The sequence below is a fragment of the Roseiflexus sp. RS-1 genome (genome assembly GCF_000016665.1).
Taxonomy (GTDB): Bacteria; Chloroflexota; Chloroflexia; order Chloroflexales; family Roseiflexaceae; genus Roseiflexus.
Genome location: NC_009523.1, coordinates 4,395,315 through 4,420,233, shown reverse-complemented (window position 1 = coordinate 4,420,233; position 24,919 = coordinate 4,395,315). Strand labels below are relative to the sequence as shown.

Annotated in this window: 24 protein-coding genes; 22 read left to right on the top strand and 2 right to left on the bottom strand. The window is 59.4% G+C overall.

Features of this window, described 5'->3' with window-relative positions:
* The first annotated feature begins 18 nt into the window (after positions 1-18).
* The 5 genes from ROSERS_RS18190 to ROSERS_RS18170 are packed head-to-tail and all read left to right on the top strand — an operon-like array spanning position 19 to position 4,865.
* A complete protein-coding gene (locus ROSERS_RS18190; protein WP_011958228.1) occupies positions 19-1,128 on the top strand; it encodes a DUF444 family protein in 1,110 nt (369 codons plus the stop codon).
* 26 nt (positions 1,129-1,154) lie between these two features.
* Positions 1,155-2,651, top strand: coding sequence for a SpoVR family protein (locus tag ROSERS_RS18185; RefSeq protein WP_041334072.1), 1,497 nt, complete (start codon positions 1,155-1,157; stop codon positions 2,649-2,651).
* Positions 2,652-2,668: 17 nt separating this feature from the next.
* Positions 2,669-3,205, top strand: coding sequence for a hypothetical protein (locus ROSERS_RS18180; protein WP_232282661.1), 537 nt, complete (start codon positions 2,669-2,671; stop codon positions 3,203-3,205).
* 2 nt (positions 3,206-3,207) lie between these two features.
* Entirely contained in the window at positions 3,208-4,065 is an 858-nt protein-coding gene (gene prmC / locus ROSERS_RS18175) for a peptide chain release factor N(5)-glutamine methyltransferase (protein ID WP_011958225.1), read from the top strand.
* Positions 4,050-4,865: a Cof-type HAD-IIB family hydrolase gene (locus tag ROSERS_RS18170; protein ID WP_011958224.1), complete on the top strand. Its 816-nt coding sequence runs from the start codon at positions 4,050-4,052 to the stop codon at positions 4,863-4,865. The genes prmC and ROSERS_RS18170 overlap by 16 nt, the downstream gene beginning before the upstream one ends.
* 100 nt (positions 4,866-4,965) lie before the next feature.
* Here the strand turns inward: ROSERS_RS18170 and ROSERS_RS18165 are convergent, their stop codons facing one another.
* Positions 4,966-5,172 (bottom strand): large ribosomal subunit protein bL28, encoded by a 207-nt coding sequence (locus ROSERS_RS18165; protein WP_011958223.1) that lies wholly within the window; start codon positions 5,170-5,172, stop codon positions 4,966-4,968.
* A gap of 117 nt (positions 5,173-5,289) precedes the next feature.
* Here ROSERS_RS18165 and ROSERS_RS18160 point away from each other — a divergent pair, with 117 nt between their 5' ends.
* The 15 genes from ROSERS_RS18160 to ROSERS_RS24360 all read left to right on the top strand — a co-directional run bounded on the left by ROSERS_RS18160 (position 5,290) and on the right by ROSERS_RS24360 (position 22,494).
* Positions 5,290-5,646 carry an Asp23/Gls24 family envelope stress response protein gene (locus tag ROSERS_RS18160; protein WP_041334069.1) on the top strand — a complete coding sequence of 119 codons (357 nt, stop codon included), beginning with the start codon at positions 5,290-5,292 and terminating at the stop codon, positions 5,644-5,646.
* A complete protein-coding gene (locus ROSERS_RS18155) occupies positions 5,643-7,196 on the top strand; it encodes a DAK2 domain-containing protein (protein WP_011958221.1) in 1,554 nt (517 codons plus the stop codon). The genes ROSERS_RS18160 and ROSERS_RS18155 overlap by 4 nt, the downstream gene beginning before the upstream one ends.
* 48 nt (positions 7,197-7,244) lie before the next feature.
* The gene (locus ROSERS_RS18150) at positions 7,245-8,093 is read left to right on the top strand and encodes a DegV family protein (protein ID WP_011958220.1); all 849 of its coding nucleotides are present in this window, start codon (positions 7,245-7,247) and stop codon (positions 8,091-8,093) included.
* A gap of 3 nt (positions 8,094-8,096) precedes the next feature.
* Positions 8,097-8,942 (top strand): DegV family protein, encoded by an 846-nt coding sequence (locus tag ROSERS_RS18145; protein ID WP_011958219.1) that lies wholly within the window; start codon positions 8,097-8,099, stop codon positions 8,940-8,942.
* 12 nt (positions 8,943-8,954) lie between these two features.
* Positions 8,955-11,483, top strand: a complete 2,529-nt coding sequence (gene recG, locus ROSERS_RS18140) for an ATP-dependent DNA helicase RecG (RefSeq protein ID WP_011958218.1) — start codon at positions 8,955-8,957, stop codon at positions 11,481-11,483.
* 218 nt (positions 11,484-11,701) lie between these two features.
* Positions 11,702-12,082 (top strand): nucleotidyltransferase family protein, encoded by a 381-nt coding sequence (locus ROSERS_RS18135; RefSeq protein ID WP_011958217.1) that lies wholly within the window; start codon positions 11,702-11,704, stop codon positions 12,080-12,082.
* A gap of 3 nt (positions 12,083-12,085) precedes the next feature.
* On the top strand, positions 12,086-12,592 hold the full coding sequence (locus tag ROSERS_RS18130) for a hypothetical protein (protein WP_011958216.1): 507 nt from the start codon (positions 12,086-12,088) through the stop codon (positions 12,590-12,592).
* A 93-nt stretch (positions 12,593-12,685) separates the two neighbouring features.
* Entirely contained in the window at positions 12,686-13,360 is a 675-nt protein-coding gene (locus tag ROSERS_RS18125; RefSeq protein ID WP_011958215.1) for a haloacid dehalogenase type II, read from the top strand.
* A gap of 405 nt (positions 13,361-13,765) precedes the next feature.
* Positions 13,766-15,265: an alpha-N-arabinofuranosidase gene (locus ROSERS_RS18120; RefSeq protein ID WP_011958214.1), complete on the top strand. Its 1,500-nt coding sequence runs from the start codon at positions 13,766-13,768 to the stop codon at positions 15,263-15,265.
* Positions 15,266-15,970: 705 nt separating this feature from the next.
* Positions 15,971-16,360: a hypothetical protein gene (locus ROSERS_RS18115; RefSeq protein WP_041334067.1), complete on the top strand. Its 390-nt coding sequence runs from the start codon at positions 15,971-15,973 to the stop codon at positions 16,358-16,360.
* Between the two features lie 478 nt (positions 16,361-16,838).
* Positions 16,839-18,089, top strand: coding sequence for a hypothetical protein (locus tag ROSERS_RS18110; RefSeq protein WP_041334064.1), 1,251 nt, complete (start codon positions 16,839-16,841; stop codon positions 18,087-18,089).
* Positions 18,090-18,251: 162 nt separating this feature from the next.
* On the top strand, positions 18,252-19,346 hold the full coding sequence (locus ROSERS_RS18105) for a serine hydrolase domain-containing protein (RefSeq protein WP_011958211.1): 1,095 nt from the start codon (positions 18,252-18,254) through the stop codon (positions 19,344-19,346).
* Positions 19,347-19,541: 195 nt separating this feature from the next.
* Positions 19,542-20,390 carry an SAM-dependent methyltransferase gene (locus tag ROSERS_RS18100; RefSeq protein WP_011958210.1) on the top strand — a complete coding sequence of 283 codons (849 nt, stop codon included), beginning with the start codon at positions 19,542-19,544 and terminating at the stop codon, positions 20,388-20,390.
* Between the two features lie 31 nt (positions 20,391-20,421).
* On the top strand, positions 20,422-21,402 hold the full coding sequence (locus tag ROSERS_RS18095; RefSeq protein ID WP_011958209.1) for a terpene synthase family protein: 981 nt from the start codon (positions 20,422-20,424) through the stop codon (positions 21,400-21,402).
* Between the two features lie 12 nt (positions 21,403-21,414).
* Positions 21,415-22,494: an STAS domain-containing protein gene (locus ROSERS_RS24360; RefSeq protein ID WP_011958208.1), complete on the top strand. Its 1,080-nt coding sequence runs from the start codon at positions 21,415-21,417 to the stop codon at positions 22,492-22,494.
* A 377-nt stretch (positions 22,495-22,871) separates the two neighbouring features.
* Here the strand turns inward: ROSERS_RS24360 and ROSERS_RS18085 are convergent, their stop codons facing one another.
* Positions 22,872-23,906 (bottom strand): DMT family transporter, encoded by a 1,035-nt coding sequence (locus ROSERS_RS18085; protein ID WP_011958207.1) that lies wholly within the window; start codon positions 23,904-23,906, stop codon positions 22,872-22,874.
* 217 nt (positions 23,907-24,123) lie between these two features.
* Between ROSERS_RS18085 and ROSERS_RS18080 the strand changes: the two genes are divergently transcribed.
* Positions 24,124-24,549 carry a nucleotidyltransferase substrate binding protein gene (locus ROSERS_RS18080; RefSeq protein ID WP_011958206.1) on the top strand — a complete coding sequence of 142 codons (426 nt, stop codon included), beginning with the start codon at positions 24,124-24,126 and terminating at the stop codon, positions 24,547-24,549.
* Positions 24,542-24,889: a nucleotidyltransferase family protein gene (locus ROSERS_RS18075; RefSeq protein ID WP_011958205.1), complete on the top strand. Its 348-nt coding sequence runs from the start codon at positions 24,542-24,544 to the stop codon at positions 24,887-24,889. The genes ROSERS_RS18080 and ROSERS_RS18075 overlap by 8 nt, the downstream gene beginning before the upstream one ends.
* Positions 24,890-24,919 lie beyond the last annotated feature (30 nt).

Below are 24,919 nucleotides of genomic sequence, written 5' to 3'. Positions count from 1 at the left end.
TCCAAAAAGGTGCATGCTATGTCGATACACCGCGTTGAGCGCGATCTGAACCGCTTTCGCCAGATTGTGCGCGGCAAGATCAAAAAAGACCTGCGAAAATACATGTCGCAGGGCGAAATGATCGGTCGCCAGGGGCGTAAGTATGTCTCGATCCCGCTGCCGCAGATCGATCTGCCGCAGTTTCGCTACGGCACGCGCCAGGGCGGTGGCGTCGGTCAGGGCGATGGGAATGTCGGCGACCCGATCGCGCAGGGCGATGGGCAGTCGGGTCAGGGTGAGGCCGGATCCGAACCAGGGCAGCATATCATCGAGGTTGATGTCACCCTGGAGGAATTGGCGCAGATCCTCGGCGAGGAACTGCAATTACCCAACATTCAGCCGAAAGGCAAAAAGAACATCATTTCGCAGAAAGACCGCTACTCCGGCATTCGTCGCGTCGGACCGGACTCGCTGCGGCATTTCAAGCGCACGTACCGCGAGGCGCTCAAACGTCAGATTTCGTCGGGCGAATACAACATCGCCGATCCGATTGTGGTGCCGATCCGACAGGATATGCGCTTCCGTTCCTGGAAGGAAACGCTCCAACCCGAGTCGAATGCCGTCATCATCTATATGATGGACGTCAGCGGCTCGATGGGCGCCGAGCAGAAGGAACTGGTGCGCATCACGGCATTCTGGATCGAAACCTGGCTGCGCTCGCAGTACAAAGCGATCGATATTCGCTACATCGTGCACGACGCTGCGGCGAAGGAGGTCGATCAGGAGACGTTCTACCATATTCGTGAGGGGGGCGGCACGAAGATCAGTTCGGCGTACAAACTGTGCAACAAACTGATCGATGAGCGCTATCCCGCCGATGAGTGGAACATCTATCCCTTCCACTTCTCCGACGGCGACAACTGGGGCGGGGGCGATACCCGCGAATGTATTGAATTGCTGCGCACCCAACTCCTTCCCAAAGTCAACCAGTTCTGCTATGGTCAGGTGCGTTCGCTGTATGGATCCGGTCGCTTCGCCCATGACCTGGAGGAGCACCTGGGCAAGCACGATGGGCTGGTGATCTCGGAGATCGCCGATCGCGACGATATCTACGACGCGATCAAGGACTTTCTCGGCAAGGGAAGGTAGTGCAGATCAGGACACACAAAACATCTATGAAGAGTACTCGTCTTCCACCAGAGTTGCAGGCAGCGTGGGAGGAGATCGAAGCCTATGCGAAAGAGTATGGGCTTGATTTCTTCCCCATCATTTATGAGGTGCTCGACTACCGCACGCTCTACGAGACGGCGGCGTTGGGAGGGTTTCCCATCCGCTATCCCCACTGGCGCTTCGGGATGGAGTATGACCAGCTCATAAAGGGCCACGTCTGGCTTGGCTCGACGATCTATGAGATGGTGATCAATACCAATCCGTCGTATGCGTACCTGCTCGAAGGCAACGAGATGGTGACGCAGAAGATGGTCATGGCGCATGTTGCGGCGCATGTCGATTTCTTCAAGAACAATATGTGGTTCGCGCATACGAATCGCAAGATGCTTGACGAAATGGCGAACCACGCCGCCCGCGTGCAGCGCATGATCGATCGCTACGGCTATGAGACGGTCGAAGAGTTTATCGATATCTGTCTCTCGCTCGAAAATCTGATCGACTATCACGCGCCGTATATCAAACGCCCCGAAGCGCAGACCCATCAGTCGGTGCTGGCGGAAGATGAGCCGCCGGTGGTGGAGGGGTTGCCGGTTGAGCGTAGTTACATGCGCGATTATATCAACCCGCCGGAGTTCCTCGAACAGCAGCGGAAACGTCTCGAAGCGGAGCGCGCCCGCCATAAGAAGTTCCCGGAACATCCGCAGAAGGACGTGCTCCTCTTCCTTATGAATTATGCGCCGCTGGAACGCTGGCAGCATTCCATCCTCGAAATTGTGCGCGATGAAGCATATTACTTCGCCCCCCAGGGGATGACGAAGATACTCAACGAGGGTTGGGCCAGTTACTGGCACTCGGAGATTATGACGCGCCGGGCGCTGCGCGATGATGAACTGATCGATTTTGCCGACCATCATTCCGGCGTGGTGGCGGTGCACCCCGGTCGTCTCAATCCATATAAGCTCGGTCTTGAATTGCTGCGCGATATCGAGCATCGCTGGAATACCGGACGCTTCGGGAAGGAGTATGAGGAGTGTGAAGACCTGGCTGAGAAACTGAACTGGGATAAGCAACTCGGTTTGGGGCGGCAGAAACTGTTCGAGATACGTCGCCTCTACAACGATGTGACGTTCATTGATGAGTTCCTGACTCCTGAGTTCGTGATGCAGCAGAAGCTCTTTACATTCCGCTACAATCGTGATACAGATATGTATGAGATCGCGTCGCGCGAGTTCAAGGAGATCAAGGAGAAACTCCTGTTCCGCCTGACGAATTTCGGTCAACCGTTCATCTATGTCGAGGATGGCAATTACAATAATCGCGGTGAACTCTATCTGCGCCATCGCTATGAGGGGGTCGAGTTGAAGATGGATTATGCCCGTGATACGATGCGCAATATCCAGCGTATCTGGACGCGCCCGGTGCACCTCGAGACGGTGGTGGACGAGAAGCGGCGGTTGATTACGTTCGACGGACGCGATTTCTCGGAACGGAAGATGGATTGATGACCTGGAGAGGAACCATGATGTCCGGTAAACAAACGGTTGATGCCTTGAAGCGCCTGGCAAGCGAGGGTCCGCACGCGGTGAGTGCGCTTTCCTGGACCGATGATGGTCTCAAAGTCATAGGGGTGTCCACCGGGTCGGTCGATGTGCGCATCGATCTTGCCGATCTGGATCGCTTCAGCGTTGCGTTGTGCGAACTTGCGACGACCTGCCGCACTGCGCCGGTCATCGATGATGCACGCGCCTGGCTCAGCGACCATGCAGCCGTAGCGATCCGGTCGTTGGGGTTCCTCGAGGAGCCGCTGGCGGTCTGGGAACTCGATGGTGATGAGGGTATCGCGCAGTTGCGCTCGTCGCCGCCGCTGCGCGAAGGTGACGATGTGACCTACTGGGAAGTCGTGATCCGCTGCGATGATCGCCCTTCCGCCACGATTGCCCGCTACCACTGGGCGCCAGGTTTGCCTGAACGCGAACGGGTGATCTATCCGGCGACTTTTGCGCAGATCGGGCGTATGGTTGCCGCTCTCGAGCAGGCGTTGACCTGTGAGGAGTAGCGGTGACAGGTTCTGCCCTTCGCGTCACGCTTGCCGACGCTATTGTCTGGGCGGTCGAAACGCTGCGTGACGCGAGTGAGACGCCGCGCCTGGACGCTGAGGTGCTGCTGGCGCATACGCTGGGATGGTCACGCGCACGGGTGCTGTCCAGGCTTGAGGAACCCTTTACCGACGAATCGCTCCATCAGTTTCGCACGCTGATACTGCGCCGCGCCGCGCGTGAACCGGTCGCCTACCTGGTTGGGCGGAAAGAGTTCTATGGTCTTGAGTTTGTCGTAGACCGGCGCGTGCTCGTGCCGCGCCCCGAAACCGAAACGCTGGTCGATGCGGCGCTGGAATGGGCAAAACACCGCCCCGCCCCGCTCGTGATCGCAGATATCGGTACGGGGAGCGGATGTATCGCTGTCGCGCTGGCAGTTCACCTTCCTCAGGCGCATATTTATGCCATCGATCTTTCCCGCGATGCGCTGGCGGTTGCCCGGCAGAATGTCATACGTCATCACGTTGACGCCAGCGTGACGCTTCTGAACGGCGACTTGCTGGCGCCGTTGCCGCAACCGGTCGATCTGCTGGTCAGTAATCCTCCGTATACCGTTCTCAACGAGGTTGATCCCGGTGTACGCATGCACGAACCGCACCTGGCGCTCGACGGCGGGAGTGATGGTCTTGCGGTCTATCGTCGTTTGTTTGCGGCAGCGCCGTCAGCGCTGCGACCCGGCGGTGCACTGATGCTGGAGATTGGCGCAACCCAGGCGCGTGCGGTCGTCGATCTGGCGCGGCAGGCGTTTCCCGAAGCAGTCATTCGCGTCCGACAAGACCTTGCCGGACGTGATCGAGTGGTGATATGCTTTTCCGATTAATCGCCCTTGATCTCGATGGCACCGTGATTGACCGTGATCTGGTCATTCACCCCGATGTGCGTGAAACGATTGCCGCAGTTCAGGCGCGCGGCATTCATGTGACCCTGGCGACCGGGCGTATGTTTAACGCAGCGATGCCGTTTGCGCGCGAACTCGACATCCGTGCGCCGATCATCTGCTACCAGGGTGCGCTGGTGCGCCATCCGCTCACCGGTGAGACGCTGTACCACGCGACGATGCCTGCCGATCTCGCTGCTGCGGCAGTGCACGCGCTGCTCGATGCCGATATCTTCGTGATCGCCTATATTCACGATGTTCACTACATCGCTGCGCATCGATCTGAACTCGAAGCGTACCTGGCGTTCCACCCGGAGGAGAACGAGATTGTCGTCGCACCCGATCTGGAGCGTCTGGTTGCACGAATGGCGCCGACCAAACTCCTGTTTGTGGCAGAGCCGCAGGTTGTCGAACGTGAGCTGGCGCGACTGAGCGACCGGTTTGGCGAGGCGCTGGCGATTATTCGTTCACATGCCATCTTTGGCGAACTCACAGCGCCGCACGTCAGCAAAGGGCAGGCGCTGGCGACGCTGGCGGAGTCACTGGGTGTTGCGCGCGAAGAGGTGATGGCGATCGGTGATCAGGAGAACGATCTTTCGATGATCACCTGGGCCGGGTTGGGTCTGGCAATGGGCAATGCCGTTCCTGCCGTGCGCGCGCAGGCGCACGCCGTTCTGCCGCCGGTCGGCGAGGCAGGCGTTGCCTGCGCTTTGCGGCGCTACGTGCTGAATTGCACGTCCTGACCCTATCCGCTATAATGGCGGGCGTTTTCATTCCAGCCCGGCAACGAAAAAGGCTGGCATCGCAGCGCGACGCCAGCCTGAGCGGTCAGTCGAACAATATTCAGCGCGCCCGGTACATTGTGCGCAGGCACCTGGTGCAAACCTTGATCTGTACTTTCTCGCCATCGACCATGATCGTTGTTTTCTGCACATTCGGCTTGAAGGTGCGATTGGTCTTCGGCGCGCGCCGTGCCCAGCCACCCGACGCTTTGTGCCGGATGTTTCGTCCAAAACTGACGCTCTTGTTGCAAACCATGCACTTTGCCATACCAGCAATCACTCCCCCGGCTGCGCCAGGAACTTCTTGATGTCATTGACACACTGGTGGGAGACTATACCATATTCCGAAGGAAGACGCAACCTTTGCATTAAGGATGCCAGCGCTATGCACAATCGATCCGCAACCATCACCATTCCGGCCGGACGCGCAACCGTTGCCCCGCGTGCTATCGCCTCGATTGCCGCTGCTGCTGCTCTACGGTGTGATGGCGTTGCAGGGCTGAGCGATCCGCAGGGTCCGCCGATCATCCTGCCGCCAGGCGACGCACGGCGCGGCATTGAGGTGCACCTGCACCAGAACTCACTCGCCGTCGATGTGTATCTGATTGTGCAGGCAGGCAAACCGATTGCCGATGTGGCGCATGCTGCACAGTCTGCGGTGCGCGCGGCGTTGTCCTTTGCGCTTGATCTCCCTGAGCCGATGGTCAACATTCGCGTGCAGGGGGTGGGAGGACGATCATGACCGGCGCGTGGAATGGTGAACATCTGCTGGAAGCGCTGCGCGCAGCCGCGCACGATCTTGAGCGCCACGCTGCGTCGCTCAATGCGCTGAATGTGTTTCCGGTTCCCGACGGCGATACCGGCACGAATATGGCGCTGACGCTCAGTGGGGCGTTGCGCGACATTGCGCCAGACCCATCGTGCGGTGTGGTGGCGGAACGGGTCGGGTACTGGGCAACACTGCGCGGGCGCGGTAATTCGGGCATCATTCTGTCGCAGATGCTGCGCGGTGTCGCCGCTGCTCTCGCCGGGCATCACCTGATGAGCGGGCGCGAAATGGCAGCAGCGCTGGCGCACGGAAGCGCGCGCGCCTATGAAGCGGTGCTGCGCCCGGTGGAAGGCACGATGCTGACCGTCATTCGCTGCGCCGGTGAAGCGGCACAGCGTGCAATTGCGGCTGGCGAGGCGTCGCTTGGCGCTGTACTCGATGCGGCGGTGCGTGAAGCGCGTGCAGCGGTGGCACGAACGCCGCAACTGCTGGCGACCCTGCGCGAGGCAGGGGTGGTCGATGCCGGTGGTCAGGGCATGCTGGTGCTGCTCGAAGCGCTACTGCGCTACGCGCGCGGCGAAACAGGCGGGTCGTTCACACCGCCGGTCACAGCGCCAGCGCTCGTCACGGATCATGCAGATGCAGTCGGCTACTGCACCAGTTTCGTGATCCATCGGGTGACGGTATCGCTGGACACGCTCCGGCGTGTGTTTGCAACGCTCGGCGACTCACTGGTGGTCGCGGGGGATCAGGCGCTGGTGAAAATTCATCTCCACACCCTGCGACCGGGTGATGCGCTCAACCAGGCGCTGGAGTATGGCGCACTCGACCAGGTCGAAGTCGTCAACATGGATCTGCAACGTGCTGCATTGCACTCCAGCGCACCGGTTCCGGTCGAACAGGCGGACATTGCCGCAGCGCCCGAAGCGGTCGGGATCATTGCCCTGGCGCCGGGCGCTGGTTTTGCAGCAATCCTGCGCGACCTGGGCGCCAGCCTGGTGGAGGAAACCGTAGCGACGCCGACGGTCGATGAATGGCTGGCGCTCTTTGAGCGTGTGGCGGAGCGCAGCATGATCGTTCTGCCCAACGATCCGCAGGCGCTGGAGACCGCGCGCAGTGCAGCGCAACAGGTCAACCGACGCATCGATGTCGTACCGGCAATGTCGTCGCCCCAGGGGATTGCCGCGCTGCTGGCGCTGAACTTTCAAGCCGGGATTGATCAGAACCTCCAGATGATGAAGGCGGCAGCGGAGCGCGTGCAGGTGATTACATTCGAGGTGCAACAGGACGGCGAACGACACGTGCCTGCAGAAGCGCCGCAAGATGCGTATAATGTGTGCCATGCACTGCGCCAGCACGGGGCTGACGCTGCTGAGATCGCAACGCTGTACTATAGTCGGGGGGGCGATGTTGCCCGGGCTGAAATGCTGGCGGAAGCGATTCGCGCCGCTTTCCCCGCGCTGCATGTCGAAATACACGCTGGCGGGCAACCCGGCGACAGCATGATCATTGCGCTCGAATAGATGCCGCCGGAAGTCCCGCAATCCTTGCGCATGTGAAATGAGAAACGTATGGCAAGCATCAAAATCGTGACCGATAGTTCCTGCGACATCCCGTTGAGTGTTGCCCATGAACTAGGCATCGAGATTGTACCGATGCAGATCGTCATCGGTAATCAGAGTTACCGGGCTGGTCTCGACATTACTGCAGAGCAGTTCTATCAGGCCTTGCAGGAGAATCGGACTCAGGTGACCGTGCAACCTCCGCCGATGACGGCGTTCGAGCAACTCTACCGGCGTTTGACTGTGGAGTATGAACATATCTTCTCACTCCATCTTTCCGGTCGTCTCGTGCCAGCCTACCACGTGGCGCAGCAGGCGCGCAACCGTTTGCCGGCATCGTCGAGCCGGGTCGAAGTTATCGACAGTAAACTCCTCTCGATGGCACTGGGCATGGTCGTGGTGCACGCGGCGCGAGCGGCGCGCGATGGTGCAACTCCCGAAGAGACAGCGCACCTGATCAACCTCCTGATTCAACATTGCCATCTTGTCTTCTTTGTCGATACCATCGAGTATCTCGAACATAGCGGGCGCCTGGCGCTGGCAACGACCGTTCTCGGATCGATGCAGCGCATCAAGCCGCTCCTCCTGCTCGATGATGGCGAAATTGTGCCCTACGAACGCACCCGCACCCGCGCCAAAGCCATCGAAGGGTTATACACCTTTATTGAGGATTTTCCGCGCGTCCGTGAGGTGACGGCGTTGTACGCCACAACGCCGGAAGATGTCGAGAAATTGCTGGAAAAGGTCGATCCGATCTTCCCGCGTGATCGGGTGCAGACGATGCAGTTTGGACCGAGCGTTGGTGCGTTTCTTGGACCAGGCGCGATGGGTGTGGCGGTGTTTGAGGGAATTGATTGACGTATGCCATCAGTCCATATTGTTGTCGATTCGACAGCCGACATACCTGCCGATGCCCGTGCTGCATACCACATTCATGTGGTGCCGGTGCTGCTGCATCGTCAGGGTGAAACGCTGCGCGACGATATCGATATCAGCCGTGATGAGTACTATCGCTGGATCGCCGAACACAACGAACTTCCGACCACCTCGGCGCCATCGGTTGGCATGTTCGAGGAAGTGTTCCGCGAGTTGACGCGCGACGGCGGCGCAGTGCTGTCGATCAGCGTTGCGGCTGGCTTGAGCGCCACATACAACGCCGCCGTGCAGGCGGCGCGGCTTGTCGAGGATGCGCGCATCGTCTGCGTCGATAGCCATTCGATTGCCATGCCTGTTGCCTATCTGGCGCTTGCTGCTGCGCGTCGCCTGGCGCAGGGCGCAACGCTGGAAGAAGCAGTTGCCCTGGTTGAAACGTTGCGTGAGCAGACGGTGGCGTATGTGGCGCTTCAAACACTGCGCTATCTGGAGCGAGGCGGGCGGATCAGTCGCACGCGGGCGTTGCTCGGCACACTGCTCGATGTGAAGCCCATTCTGGAGGTGCGCGACTCGCAGGTATTGCCGGTTGAACGGGTGCGCACCTGGCGGCGTGTTCCCGCACGGCTGCTCGAACTGGTGCAGGCGCGGGGCGCATACCAGGAATTGAGCGTCGTGTATACAACCAGCCGCGCCGAAGCGGAGTCGCTGGCAGATGCATGCGCTGCCGCAGGGCTGCTTGCGCGCGACCGCATCCGCACAGTGCAGATCGGCGCTGTGCTGGGAACCCACATGGGACCCGGCGCACTGGGGATTACAGGGTTGTTGAATGCGTGACCCTGACAGCGTATGGACGAGAAAGAGCAGATCATTCGTCTTGGCAGATTGCTGGCGGAGGAAGAGCGTCGCGGGTGTGACAACAGCACCGTTGCAGGCGGGTTGGAGCGTTTTCTGACGACATGGCGTATGGAAGCCGGGGATGCGCTGCGCTACGAGCCGGTGCAGCAGGCGCTTGAACTGCTTGCCGGATACGCCGTGCTCGATCAGCCAACCCGGCGCGCGCGCGTCGGCATCGCACTCGAAAACCTTCGCTCGTTGTTTCGCGCTCAACCGACGTCGCATTCCTCAGCAGCGCCCAAGGTCACGATGCCGACGCGCGCGCCGGTGCGCCGTCCTTCCCGTCCGGCGCCAGCGTCAGCGCGCCCGCTCACACCCGACTCACCGCTTGAGGATGTGCCGGGCATCACCCGGATCATGGCGCAGTCGTTCCGGCGTCTTGGCGTGCGTACCGTGCGCGATCTGCTCTACCATTTTCCCCATCGCTACGATGATTTCACCTCGCACCGCACCATCGCCGAACTGCAACCTGGCGCGGTCGAAACGATCGTTGCCGAGGTGCTGGACGCGCGCACCGTACCGATGAAGAGCGGCGGCACGCGGCTTGATGTGCTGGTAGGCGACGAAACCGGCACGCTGAAAGTCGTCTTCTTCCGTCAACCCTGGCTGGCACAGCGCTTCACCGTGGGCACAAAGGTGGTATTGAGCGGCAAGATCGGCATCTACGACGGGTTGCGCCAGATGGCATCACCCGAATGGCAACCGTTCACCGACGATGACCTGATCCACGTCGGTCGTCTGGTGCCGGTGCATCCGCTGACCCGCGGGCTGGTCGAGCGCAGCGCGCGCACCCTGATCAAACACGTGGTCGATAGGTGCGCCCCGATGCTGGAAGACCATCTTCCCCCGGCGGTGCTCGAACGCACCGGCTTGATGCCGTTGTCCCAGGCGATCGCGCAGATCCATTTCCCCGAAAGTCACGAGATGCTCGAACGGGCGCGCCGTCGCCTGGGATTCGACGAATTCCTCTTCATTCAGCTTGGCGTCCTTCAGCGCAGAGTGATCTGGCAGGCGCAGCAAGGGTATGCCATTACGCGTCGCGATGATGTGCATGAAGCGTTTCTCAGGCAGTTGCCGTTCGAACTGACCGGCGCACAGGTGCGCGCGCTGGAAGAGATCTTCGCCGATATGGAGCGCCCTGTGCCGATGGCGCGCCTGTTGCAGGGAGATGTGGGCAGCGGTAAAACCGTCGTCGCAGCCGCAGCCGCGCTTCAGGTCATCGCTGCGGGTTTCCAGGCGGCGATCATGGCGCCGACCGAAATCCTGGCGGAGCAGCACTACCGCAGTTTGCGATCGCTGCTCGGCAAAGTTCCTGTGCCGCGCGATGATCGGCACGCCCCGATGGATGACCTCGATCCCGAACAGCGGGAACGTCTGGAAGAGATCAGGCGCATCCTGGGCATGAGCGGCGATGACGATCTGGACGGACGTGGCGTGCGGGTAGCGTTGCTCACCGGCAGTCTCGGCGCAAAAGAGCGACGCCGCGTGCTGGAAGGGATCGCGCGCGGTGATATTGACCTGATCGTCGGGACGCATGCCCTGATCTCCGAAGGGGTGCAGTATGCTGCGTTGGGTCTGGCAGTCATCGATGAGCAGCATCGCTTCGGCGTCGAACAGCGTCAACGCCTGAAGGACAAAGGGTACAATCCGCATATGTTGGTGATGACAGCGACGCCGATCCCGCGCACGCTGACGTTGACCATCTACGGCGACCTCGATGTATCGATACTCGACGAACTGCCGCCAGGACGCCAGGAGATCAAGACCCGCTGGATCACCACCGTCGAGCGCGAAAAAGCCTATCGCCACATCCGGCGCGAAGTCGCAAAAGGGCGTCAGGCGTTCGTCATCTGCCCGCTGGTCGACGAGAGCGAGAAGGTCGATCTCCCATCCGCCGAGGAAATGCATGCAACGCTGTCGCGTGATGTCTTCCCCGACCTGCGCATTGCCCTGATCCACGGCAAAATGCCGCCCCGCGAGAAGGATGCGGTGATGATCGCCTTCCGCAACCACGAATATGACATCCTCGTCGCCACTGCCGTGATCGAGGTCGGGATCGACGTTCCGAACGCCACCACGATCCTGATCGAGGGAGCAGAACGGTTTGGTCTGGCGCAGTTGCACCAGTTCCGCGGGCGCGTTGGACGGGGCATTCATCAGAGTTACTGTATTCTCGTCTGCGACAAAGATCAGAACGAGGTCACGCGCCAGCGCATGGCAGCGATGGAGCAGATCAGCGACGGCTTCCGCCTGGCGGAGATCGACCTGCAACTGCGCGGACCGGGAGAGTTCTTCGGCACCCGTCAGAGCGGCACGCCTGATCTCAAAGTGGCGCAACTGGCGGATACGCGCCTGCTGCACACTGCGTACCGAGAAGCGCAAAAAATTCTCGCCGATGATCCGCGCCTCGAACGCCCGGAACACACGCTGCTGCGCGCTAAAATGGACGAATTCTGGGTCGATACGGTTCAGGCAGGGTGACAGAACCTGATATGTCTGCCACGGAGCGAAGGGTGTCACGCCCCTGCAGGTTGGCGGAGGGCAGGATGATCTCGCTCCCGTACCGGAATGTTGAACAATCACTGTTCGGGGGTGCTGTTGAGATTTCGTTGAAACTGGTGTAATATGGTGGTACACACACCCTGAGCCAGCTACATCATCCCGCCGCCGCATACCTCGATGTTCAGAGGCATCTGTCAATGAGCGCGACGACCGACATTCCGGGCATGGATCGCCCAATCGAAGCGTATGTCGAACGCTGGCGAAAGCGTCAGGAAGCTGCGTATGCGTACAACCGGCGTCTGGCGCAGCAGGCGCGGCAGGATGTCGAACATATTGCAGCGATGCTGCGGCAGAAGTTTGGAGTTACCCGGATTCTTCTCTTCGGATCACTGATGACCGATCGTTTCTCCGCCGAATCGGACATCGATCTGGCTGTTGCCGATCTCGCGCCTGCCGATTACTTCCCTGCGCTGGCAGAAGCCGGAAAACTCACCGATTTTCCCGTCGATCTGAAGCCGCTCGAAGCGCTGGCTCCGCATGTTCGGGATCGTATTCTGGAACGTGGAGAAGATGTATAAGCGATGCAATCAGTCTCCCCGGAACGTTTGCGCGGCATTGCTGCCGATATCCAGATCGAACTGAAGCGTTTGCAGCGTCTGGCGGACGATATTGCTTTCGTGCGGGGAGAAATCACGCGCGATCCGGGTCATGCCCGGCTGTTCTATGAGAACCTTGCGCTCAAACTGCACAATTTCTACACCGGGTGCGAGCGCATCTTTCAAACGATAGCAACCGAACTTAACGGCGCGCCGCCAGGCGGTTTTGACTGGCATCGTCGCCTGCTGGAACGCATGGGAATGGATTGGGGGGATCGTCCTGCAGTTCTGTCGTCAACAAGTATAGAGGGGTTGCGCGAATACCTGGCATTTCGCCACGTTGTACGACATCTTTACGGCTTCGAACTTGATGAGGAACGGTTGGAACGGCTAGTGACCCGATACCCTCTGGTATGGCAACAGGTCGAAGCCGATCTTCAGCGATTTGTCGCCTGGCTGGAAACGCTTGCCGAACAGTTGTCGTCGGTCTGATCCGCATCATTGCTGTACATTTTCGCTGCGTCGTGCCTGTCCGTTGTCCGAATCTGATTGTCGAGTCACGCATTGTAATGTCAGGAGGAGATGATGCCGCGGGTGATCGTTTTCGATGTGAATGAGACGTTGCTCGATATGCGCGCGCTTGATCCACTGTTTACACGCATATTCGGTGTAGCAAGCGCGCGCCAGTCCTGGTTCGGTCAGGTGCTTCAATCCGCGTTTGTGACCACAATTACCGGAAGGTATGAGAACTTCTCACGGATCTGGGCGGCGGCGCTTGAGATGACAGCAGTGCGCTATGGCGTATCTCTCGCGCCGGATGATCGCACCGCCATCCTTGCCGGTATGCGCACCCTGCCGCCCCACCCGGATGTTCCGGCATCGCTTGAGCGTCTGCGCTCCGCCGGGCTACGGCTGGCTGCTCTGACCAATTCGACCGAGGAAGTGGCAATCGCGCAGTTGACCAATGCCGGCATCGATCACTTTTTCGAGAACATTTTTTCCGCCGATATTGTACGACGTCTGAAGCCGGCGCCAGAACCTTACGAATATGCCGCCGTTCGCCTCGGTGTTCCCATAGGACGCATCCGCATGGTTGCAGCGCATGCGTGGGATATTGCCGGTGCGGTATGTGCCGGTTGCGCCGCAGCATTCGTCGCGCGTCCCGGCACGGCGCTCGATCCGCTCTTCCCCCGTCCTGACATCACCGGCGCCGATATGATGGAGGTCGCTGAGCAGATTCTGGCGTGTGAAAGCCCGTAACCGCGTGGCGCCCCTGTCGTTCTTCTGGCTGATCGTCCTATTGTGACGGTCATGGTGAAGCGTCAACAGCATCGTAGCGTTCCTCCGCCTGTCCGGGGGATCGCTGCGCGGCGCTGGCTGTGTCGTCCACCGCGTCCTATCCCCAACCGATGCGGTCTCGATCACGCTGCTGACCGGTTATAGCGGTTCTCAGATACGTTGACCCCTGTCCGGGTCTGCCGTGTCGTGCGAGGCGCCCGTTTCCGGCAGAGCGTAGACCGAAATTCATTTCGGTCGCCGTGTTGGGAGCGCGATTCTGGGAGTGTTCAATCCTGTCCAATTGGTTCAACCTCTATGGGAACTGCTATAATTGCCGGGATCGTGTAGAATAGCGGCGTTTTCCGTATCTCATCGTGAGAGGACGCTATGAATGCCGGACGTTCTGCACGGATCGCTATTGACGAAGAGCGGGTGATCGGGCGCATCTCGCCGCTCTTGTTCGGCGGCTTTATCGAGCACATGGGGCGCTGCGTCTATCGGGGGATATTCGACCCTGGATCGGCATTGGCGGATGAGCATGGTTTGCGCATCGATGTCGTGGCGGCGCTGCGCGAACTGAATCCGCGGATCATTCGCTATCCAGGAGGAAACTTTCTCTCCGGCTACCACTGGCGAGATGGCGTGGGTCCGGTCGCGCAGCGCCCGCGCCGCCGTGAACTGGCGTGGCAGTCCATCGAAACAAACCATTTTGGCACGCATGAGTTCATCACCCTCTGCCGCATGCTCGGCGCCGAACCGATGCTCGGCGTCAACCTGGGGACCGGAACCATCGAGGAGGCGGGCGCATATGTTGAATACTGCAACGCACCGGCTGGCACGCTCGAAGCCGATCGGCGCGTCGCCAATGGCGCGCCAGAGCCGTTTGGCGTGCGCTACTGGTGCCTGGGCAATGAGATGGATGGTCCCTGGCAGATCGGGCATATGGACGCAACCGCTTATGCGGTGAAAGCCCGTGAAGCGGCAAAACTGATGAAGTGGCATGATCCGTCGATCAGGCTGACCCTCTGCGGTTCGTCGAGCAGTCATATGCCCACCTATCCAGAATGGGACCGGATCGCTCTTGAGATCTGCTGGGAGTATGTCGATTACCTTTCGCTCCACTTCTATGCGGGCAATCGGGATGACGACACCGACAGTTATCTGGCGCTGGCGCGGCAATTTGAAGATCATCTCGATGCGCTCGCCGGAACGCTGCGCTATGTGAAAGCGAAACTGCGCTCACGTCACGATGTATACCTGAGTTGGGACGAATGGAATGTCTGGTACAAAGACCAGACAATGCAGGGGGGATGGCAGGAAGCGCCGCACCTGATCGAAGAGGTGTACAATCTGGAGGATGCCCTGGTCGTGGCGCAGTGGTTGAATGTCTTTCTACGACGTTGCGACGTATTGAAGATGGCGTGCCTGGCGCAACTGGTCAACGTCATTGCGCCGATCCTCACCCGTCCTGATGGCATCCTGCGACAGTCGATCTTCTACCCCTTTGCGCTGTTCAGTCGTTACGCCTCCGGCGACTCGCTGGATCTGCTGGTGCAGGCGCCAACATACGCCACACGCATGTTCGGCGAACAACCGCTGATCGATGCTGCTGCGAGTTACGATGCCGGACAAGGCAAGGGCGCGATCTTCATCGTGCATCGCGGGCGCACTGAACCGCTGACGCTCGACCTGGAGTGGCAGGGGCGCGCACCATATCGGGTTGCCAGTATCTATCAGGTCTCCGGGAGCGATCCAAAAGCCGCCAATACGTTCGATACCCCTGATGTGATCGGTATCCGCCCCCTGCCCGGAGCGCCGGTCGTTGACGGTCGATTTCGTCTCCAGGTTCCGCCACTCTCATTGACCGTGGCAGTCGTCGAGCGGTGAGGGGGCAGGCGGCGACGGCGCCGTCGCCCACCCGGACGGTTCTGGCTTACAGATGGAGGGTTTTCTGGCGTCTCCTGGTCTTGCACTCTCCAGGTGGGGCATCAGGAGTGCCGATTTCCCTCTCTCCCGCGCGTGAGAGGAGGAGGTGGGAGCTTACAGGGGTAGGTTTCCTGGAAAATCCCTGCGTTCCTTCTCTCGTTTTGGTCATCAGTCCGTCCAGACCCCCCCTTCTCCCCTTGCAGGTTGAAAGGGGGTTGTGGGGATGCTCACAGGGGTAGGTTTTTTGGCACGCCCCTGCGTGCCATCGCCCGTTTCAGCCATCAGGACGCCCAAACTCCCCCTTCTTCCCGTGTGGAAGAAGGGAGTTGAGGGGATGCTCACAGGGGTAGATGTTTTGGCACGCCCCTGCGTGCCATCGCCCGTTTCAGCCATCAGGACGCCCAAACTCCCCCTTCTCCCCGTGTGGGAGAAGGGGGCAGGGGGGATGAGGGGCAACGGCGCACGGGAATAGTGATTGACCGCTCGTTGTGTTCTGCTGACTCACTCCTGAAACCTTCACCATGATGGGAATATCGCTCCTCTTGACAGATGTCTCTACCCCGATTAGTATATTCTACACAATCAGTAATCTTCCTGATTGTTGTTTTTGCACAAACCAGTCGAATGGCTGCACGATGAGGTGCAACTCAACGAGGAGGGGGGCAGATGAGTTACCGGGAACATGCGCCATACGGCTCCGTTGTTGTCTGCGACTGTTGCGGCAAAGTAGGCGCAATCGGCGATCGCGACTGGCGTCAGGTGCGCGGGAGCAGTGTCCATGACGCCATGCATTTGTGCCGGGCGTGCTGGCGGCGCGCGGTATGGTGTGACGTGCATCAAACCTACCACCTGCCGGAAGCGTTCCATCGCCGACCATGCGCTGCGTGCGGCGGGTTGTTTACGGCGCAGGTGGCGTGGAACCTCGACTACTGCCCGTCGTGTCGGCGTGAACGCGGGATCGTTGTCTCTGCGCCGGCGTCGGCGAACGGCGGAGGCGCCGGGCGGCGCGTGTGGTCCTGGCGCTTCCCCTGGCGCCTGCTGCAACGACGCCGCTAGACTAGAGCGTTGCTCGTAAAGGTTGATTCGATGCTGTAGCAGTTCTCAGATACATTGACCATCGTTCCTATCCGCCGTGTTGCGTGAGACGCCCGCTTCCAGCAAAGCGTTCGATCTCCGTAAGAACTGCCATATGCCGAAATAAATTTCGGCGTACTTCTCTCGTAGACCGAAATTCATTTCGGTCGCTGCGTGGGGACGCGATTCCGGGAGTGTTCGACCTCGTCCACCAGGTTCAACCCCTGTGAGAACTACCAGAGATCGTGCGTGTTTCCCTCTTCCCTGGATCCGCACGGGTGGAAAACGCGAAGAACATCCGTGCCTCCTGCCAGACCCCCTCTTCCATTGTTGCAACAGATGATCATTACGGCGATCCGATGCCCGATTCTTCTTTCGACCATCGTTCTTTTGCATGGTGTCTGTGAAAGGCGCCACATCTGTTGTTGAGGAAACGTATTATCACGCGAGGGAGGTTCCATTGAGATCACGACTTTTACCGCCAACCGTCCTGATTATCGGCGCCCTTCTGCTCAACGGCTGTGGCAACCTGCCGTTCATCGGACAGGGCAGCGCGCAACCGACAGCACAACCAACGGCGCCGTCGGGCGGTTCATCCGGCGCTGCTCCGACACGGGCGCCACAGCCAACGCCTGCCGCCGCGCAACCGACCGCCGCGCCGTCAGGCGGAGGAACGCAGCCAGCGCCTGCGCCTCCAGCGTCAGGCGGCGGTGGAGCGCAACCGATGCCCATGCCGCAAACGCCGTCAGGCGGAGGAACGCAACCAGCGCCTGCGCCTCCGGCGTCAGGCGGCGGGGAGAACGTATCGGTGCCCGGAAGCCAGGCGAACCTGTCGCAACTTGAGAGTTACCGCGTCATCATCGCGTGGAAGCTCACGGGCAAAACGACAGACGGCAAGAATGTTGAAGAGCAGACGACGTATACCCAGGCGCTGCATCGACCGAGCAACACCAGTTACACACTGGTCGTCGAAAACAAACCGGGCGCGCAGGGTACACGTTCTGAGATCTACAGCGTTGGTGATACACTGTACATCTACGAACAAGCCAGTGGGGCATGCCAGCCCGCCATAATGGCCGGGATGGGGGATATGCTGCGTGGCATTACCGACGCGATGACCGCACCGCTTCGGACTGGTGATGCAAAACTGGTCAATCGCGGCGAGACGATCAACGGTGTTCTCACCGATCGCTATACGCTCGACGAGGCCTCGGCGAGTCAGTTTGGCGCCGTTGTCGAAAAAGCCGATCTGTGGGTTGCCCGCGAAGGCGGGTATCTGGTCAAGTATGACCTGACGATCAAAGTGGCGCCCGGCTCGATGAACCCGGCAAATATACCCGCCGATGTTGCAACGTTCTCCGAGGGAACCATTGCCTATAACTGGACGCTCGAAGATATCAACAAAACTACCATTACGATCCCGTCGGTGTGCAGTTCACAGACGATAGGCGTCGATCTGCCGCTGCCGCCTGGTACGCAGGTCGATATGGCAATGGGCAATCTAACGATGGGTAAAGTCAGTGCCAGTATGGACTCGGTTCTGGCGTTCTTCAAGACCGAATATCCAAAACTGGGCTATCAACTGACGTATGAGACGGGCGATGCGCAGAGTGGCTATATCCTCGAATTTGCGAAGAGTGGTCAAAAAGTCACCGTCCAGTTCTCAACCTCGTCGGATGGGTCAGTAGGCATTACATTGATGCGCGAATGAGCGCCTGATCAGGGTGTCAGCACCCAGAAGCGAGCCTGGCTGCGTCTTTCGCCGGAAGCGCAACCAGGCTCAGTTCATCTTCTGGTATGATACCGGACACAGATCGTGCGCCTGGGGAGATGGTATGCGGTTCAGGCGCGGTGAAAGAGAGTTGACCATTGTATGACCATTGATCCAGAACGTCTGCAACGCGCCTTTCGAATCCTCCAGGGGTGGCTTGATGAGGGAACAGTGACCGCCGTGGCGTCGGTTGTTCTGCACCATGGTCGGGTGGCAGGTGAGTTTTATGGCGGGGTTGTTTCACCGGCGCCAGAGGCGCCAGCGGTCAACGGCAGCAGCCTGTTCCATATTGCATCGATTGGGAAACCGATGACGGCGCTCGCGGTGATGCTCCTGGTCGAATCCGGTTGCATCGCACTCGACGATCCGGTTGGCGATATCTTGCCCGGATTCCGGGGCGCGGGGCGCGACGCCATCAGTGTGCGTCAGTTACTGACCCATACGTCCGGTTTGCCGCAAGACCCCGATCTCAGTCAGTTGCCGCCCGATGTCAGCACATTCGACGAACTGCGCACGTATATCCACGCGCTGCCAGTGGTTCCGCCTGGTAGCAAAGTGGAGTACAGCAATGTGGGGTATGGTCTGCTCGGTTTGATTATTGAAACGGTCAGCCAGCAACCATGTGCCACATTCATGCGTGAGCATGTCTTCGCGCCGTCCGGTCTGGACGACACCTGGCTTGCGCCGCCGGATCATCTTTTCCCCCGTATCGTGCGTGTGGATGGAACGTTTGATCGCGGCAGTTCAACCGAACGTTTCAATTCCACGTATGCGCGGCGGCGGACGCATCCGGCGGGGAGTGTCATCGCTACGGCGCGTGATGTTGCGCGCTTCTTCCAGATGTTTCTCGACAACGGCGTCGTTGAAGGACGACAAGTTATTTCCCCCGCCACTGCGCGCCTGATGATTACCAATCATACCGCCGGACTGCGGGGCGGTATCGAGGGCTTCATGACGTGGGACGACTGCGCCTGGGGGTTGGGGTTTGATCTACGCGGTAACAAACGCCCCCACTTCTCCGGCGAATATACCTCGCCGCACACCTTTGGTCACACCGGAGTGTCCGGCGTCTTTGCCTGGGCGGATCCGGAAATCGATCTGGTGTGCGTGATGCTGGCGAACCGCACCCTCTTCGACGCCTGGAACACCTCGCGCTGGTCGCGCTTCTCGACGGCGGTTGTCGCCTCGCTCCGCTGATGCGCGAGCGCGACATCATCGGGACCTACACCGCTGACGTCGCAGAATCCCCGGCTGCGCTGCTCGTCACCTTCTCGTTGCGCTTCCGGGCATGATCTCCGCAATGTTTGCAATTTTAATACCATTTTGACGATATACTGTGTCGCCGATAAAGTATCGCGGCAGATATACTCACATTGTCATTGGAGGATCGTGATGACCGGGTATAAGCAGGTTCATCCCACTCCGGAAGAGGTCGGTGCGTACTACGATCTGATGGGTCCGTTCTACGCCACGTTGTGGGGGGACAACTTTCACGTCGGGTACTGGACGGGACCTGACGATACGAGTTCGAATGTCGAGGCGCAGGATCGTCTGACCGATCTGCTGATCAACAAAGTCAATCTTGCTCCAGGACAGACATTGCTCGATATCGGATGCGGCGTCGGTCGTCCGGCGGTTCGGTTGAGCCAGCAAACCGGTGCTGCAGTCGTTGGCATTACCGTCAGTGCGGATCAGGTAGCGCGTGCAACAGCGCTGGCAGAGCGGAGCGGTGTTGCAGATCGAGTCCGTTTTCAGCGCGCCGATGCGATGGCGCTCCCGTTCGATGATGCGTCATTTGATGCAGTGTGGGCATTCGAGTCGTTGCTGCATATGCCGGATCGGGCGCATGTATTGCGCGAAGTCTGGCGTGTGTTACGTCCTGGCGGGCGGTTCATTCTGACAGATGTCACTGAAGAACGCCCGCTCTCTGCTGAGCAGCGTGCACTGCTTTACGGGAGTTTTCTACTGCGTTCACTGGAAACGATCGAACGTTATCCGATGCTGGTGACAGCAACGGGATTTATTGTCGATGACGTCATTGACATCAGCGCCCAAACGAAGCGAACGCTCCAGTATGTCAGTGACGCATTGATGGAGAAGCGCGAAACGATTCGAACGTTGTACGGCGCCGAATTGCTCGCAACACTTGAACAGGTCTGGCCAATCCTTGCGACAATTCAGCGCGATTATCTCGGCTACATTGTGCTGGCAGCGCACAAGCCGCTTTCTAGCGTACTTTGAGTGTTCTGCTGACATGAAAGGAGATCCGTCTGTGGATCGGGTCGATGGCGCACAGATCGTCTACCCGTTTACCGGTGCGATAAGCCCCTATGCTGGCGATGTCGATCAGGCAACACTTATCTGGGCAGAGGCGTCTGGACTTCTTACCGATGGGTTGCGCCAGAAAAGTCAGCGTCTCCAGTATGGAGTACTGGCTGCGCGCGCCTATCCACAGGCAGATCGTGATACGCTGCAAATTGCTGCCGATTGGATAGCCTGGCTGTTTTTCATGGACGATCAGTGTGATGAGGCTGGCATTGGTCGCGATCCGCAGCGCCTGGCTGCGCTGCACGAACGATTCCTCGCAGTGCTCGAAGGAGACCCACCTGATAGTGGCGACTGGAATCTGACCCGCGCTCTCGCCGATATTCGCCGTCGGCTGGCCGCGCGCGCAACCGATGATTGGTTGCGCCGATTCGGAGAGCACGTGCGTCTCTACTTTACGGCGAATCGCTGGGAAGCGGCAAACCGATGCCAGAGCATCGTTCCAAACGTGGCGACCTATTGTGCTGCGCGCCTGTTTTCAGGCGCAGTCTATGCCTGCTTTGACCTGATAGAACTGGCAGCAGGGATCGATCTTCCCTTTTATGCACGTTATCATGCTGCCGTTCAACAACTCGAGCGGACGGCAAACAATATCATTTGCTGGTGCAATGATATGTTGTCGTACCCCAAAGAGATGCAGCACGGTGATGTGCACAATCTGGTACTGGCTATCCGGCAGGAATATCAATGTTCGTTGAGTGAGGCGCTGCAGCAGGCGCTTCTGCTCCACGACCGGGAGACGGACACGTTTATGAAAACACAGAAGCAACTGCCGCGCTTCAATCCCGCCGTTGATATGGCGCTTGAGCGCTATATTGATGGTTTACAGTACTGGATATGCGCCAACCGTGACTGGTCATTGACAGCAATGCGCTATGCTTTGTCCGGAACCGAACCCGTACTTCGGACGAGGTTTGCACATTCGTGAGAGGACTGGAATATGACGACCGATAGTATGCCGGAAACGACCCTTCAGGCGCAGACCACTCGCCTGCGTCAGTTTTTATCCGCCTATATGCCGACCGCGTTTCTCTTTGGGATCGTGTTTCTGGTTCTGGCGCTCGTCTTCCGTGACCTGGCGACGGGTATCAGCGGCGCGGCGGTCGCACTGAATGGCGCTATCCTCCTCTACGCGCTCCATAGCGTTCGACAGGGAAATATCCAGTCCGCTGTTGTGACCACAAGTGTCGGTTTGCTGGTCGGCGGGTTGATCATTCTGCTGGTGCAGCCCTTCTTTTTTGCGACCCTGACCCTCACGCCGTTGCTGGTGATTATTCTGGGGTTGCAGTATCTGACGCTGCAACCGCTCAAGCGCCTGATCGCCGCCAGCGGGGCGTGCAGTCTGATTGCGATCATTGTCGGGCATCTCTTGCCCCAGGGGGTGCTGCCTTCCAATCTGCCGGAATGGTTCCGCGAGACGCTTCAGATTGGAGCTGCCGCCGCCACGGGTGTGTTTGTGATGGTGCTGCTCTGGCACTTCAGCGTCTTGTTGAACGATATGCTGGCATCGCTGCGCAGCGCGAACCGCGAAATGGAAATCCAGCAAACCAGGCTGGTTCGCACGAATGAGCAACTTCAGCAACAACTCGCCTCGGAGCGCGAACTGCTCAAACTGGTCAGCGCGCTGGAAACGCCGGTTGTTTCACTGGCTGAGGGCATCTTGCTTGCGCCGATTGTCGGGCACATCGACTCGCGCCGCGCCGATACGTTGCGGTCGCACTTGCTGGAAGCCGTTCACGTCAACCGCACGAAACTGATGATCCTGGATATCACCGGCGTGACGACCATCGATACCTCGGTGGCGCAGGCGCTGATGATGACCATTCAGGCGTTGCGGTTGCTCGGTTGCAACGTGATTGTCAGCGGCATCTCGGCAACGGTGGCGCTGACGCTGACCCATCTCGGGATCGATATGAGCAACGTCGAGACGGTGCGTAGTCCGGAAGAGGCTTTGCAGCGCCTGCGCGCCGGTGAACGTCTGGCGCATCTTCCGATGGTGACGAATGGGGTTAAGGGTTGAAGGTTGGGGGTTGAAGGTTGAGGGTTGAGGGTTGAGGGTTGAAGGTTATAGCAGTTCTCAGATACGTTGAACCCTTGACTGGATTTCTGGAACGTTCCATCTTCGCCTCCGGCGGGCTGAAGCCCTATCTGAGGTCGGACAAGCCCTGCGGGCTGGATCAACCTGGCGACCCCTCGGCATAAAGAAGGGTGATTGGACGCGCCAGCCCCGCAGGGGCTTCCACGCGCTCAGGGAGGGCTTGAGCCCGCACGCGCTGCGGTCGTCCGAGGAGGTTCAATCTCTATGAGAACTGCTATAAACGTTGAACGTTGTTCTCGGTTCCTGGTTCCCGGTTCCTGGTTCCTGGTTCCTGGTTCCTGGTTTCTGGTTCCTGGTTCTCAGTTCTCGGTTCTCAGTTCCTGGTTCCTGGTTCCTGGTTCTCGGTTCTCGGTTCTCAGTTCCTGGTTCTCAGTTCTCAGTCTTCCCACAAACGGGCGCGCCTGACGCCACAGATAACCGGTAATCGTTATCATCACCATCACGGCGCCGAGCGCCTGCCACCACGAATCGAGGCGTTCACCGAGCAGGATCGCTGCAAGCGCCAGGGTTGCAATCAGACGCCACGCCATGACACTGCTGACCAGCGGCGCACCCAATTGTCGCAGCGAAACGATCTGCCCCAGGTTTGCGCCGAGCAGCACCCCGAATACAAATGCCGCAAAAGCGGCCCAATCGCCTGACGTGAGCGTTGTGAAACGCTCCCATTCGTCACCGACCAGAAGACTGATGCCTGTGCTCGTTACCGTCAGCGTCGTCAACTGCATCAGCAGAACCGCTTCTCCCGGCACGGCGTGCCTGACCGTCCGCGGCACCAGGATCATGTAGATCGCCAGGCAGAGCGCCGATGCCGCCGCCAGCGCGATCCCGATCCAGTCAGATGCTGTGAGCGCCAGCGACACCCCAGACGCGCCGATCTCCCCGCTCATCATCAGCAGCGCCCCGACAAGCGACAAACCGATAGCCGTCCATGTCCCCGGCGGCAGCGGCTCACGGAACAGCCCTGCACTCAACAACGCCACGAACAGCGGCGTCATCAGCGTGATAGTCTGAATGTAGATTGCCAGCGTGAAGCGCGCCGCCAGCAGATTGGTGATCGAACGCAGCACAACCACCAGCGCAAACCCCCAGATGAGCGCGGAACGCAGGATGCGCCCGTCGATGCGACGCCAGATGAACGGCAGATAGACCAGGAGTGCGATCAGATTCCCCAGACCGAGCAACGCCATACCCGGCAGATCGCTCACCGTCTGGAGATACCGCGCCAGAACCGGATACGCGCCCCAGCCGGTATGCGCCAGCAGTGCGATCCCGATGCCGCTCCACGAGGGTGCAGGGCGTCGTTCCGGGGAGGATGATGTCGATGAAGCCTGCATGAAACCCGCGTGCCGTCACAAAACGTCGCCGATCATACCATCGTCGCTTGTGGGCTGCAAGCGAGCGACCCGACAGCAAAACACACGCTGCTGGCGATGTCTCTGGTATACTGAAACCACAATCGCAGCGGACGCGCATGCGGGCAGGACGCCCGCGCACCTGGGACGCACGTAGTTCACTCATGCTGCCCGTCGCTATAGGGGGCAGGAACGCACAATGAATCTTGATCTTTCGTCACTGTCGCAAGCAATTCAATCGCTCGACGCTGCGCTGCGCGTCGTGGATGATCGCTCATGGTTCGACGCGCAACGCAGTGACGTGCAACAAACGCTGATTGCTGGAGTGGTGCAGAACTTTGAGTTCGTCTATGAACTATGTATCAAAATGATCCGTCGACGGCTCGAGATCGATGCCGCTTCTCCATCGGAGATCGACTTCATCAATTTTCGCGACATGATGCGCACAGCAGCGGAAAAGGGACTGATTGCCGATGTGGACGCCTGGTTCGGTTATCGCCAGTTGCGAAACATGACGGCTCATACGTATGACGCTGCAAAGGCGCAGAGCGTGTGTCAGCGCGCGCACGACTTGCTTACCGACGCGCAGGCTGTGCTCAGAGCATTGGAAATGCGCAATGTCTGAACGAACCCTGGACATCCAGCCGGACCACCTGGCTATTGTGCGCGATATTCTGCGTCGGCACGTGCCGCAGTACGATGTCTGGGCATTTGGATCACGCACTCAGGGGCGCGCCAGATCGTACTCTGATCTCGATCTCGTCATCATGACCGATGAACCTCTCCCGCTGCGAGTCCTGGCGGCACTGGTAGAGGATTTCGCCGAGTCCGATCTTCCCTGGAAGGTCGATATTGTCGATTGGGCTTCGACAGGCGCTCCATTTCGGTCGATCATCGAATGCGACAGAGTCCTGGTGCAGCGTGGTGTGCGTCAGGACTCCGTTGAGGCGCAGGGAACGCGTTGATCGTCGGACAGCAACCGCGTTTGTCACATC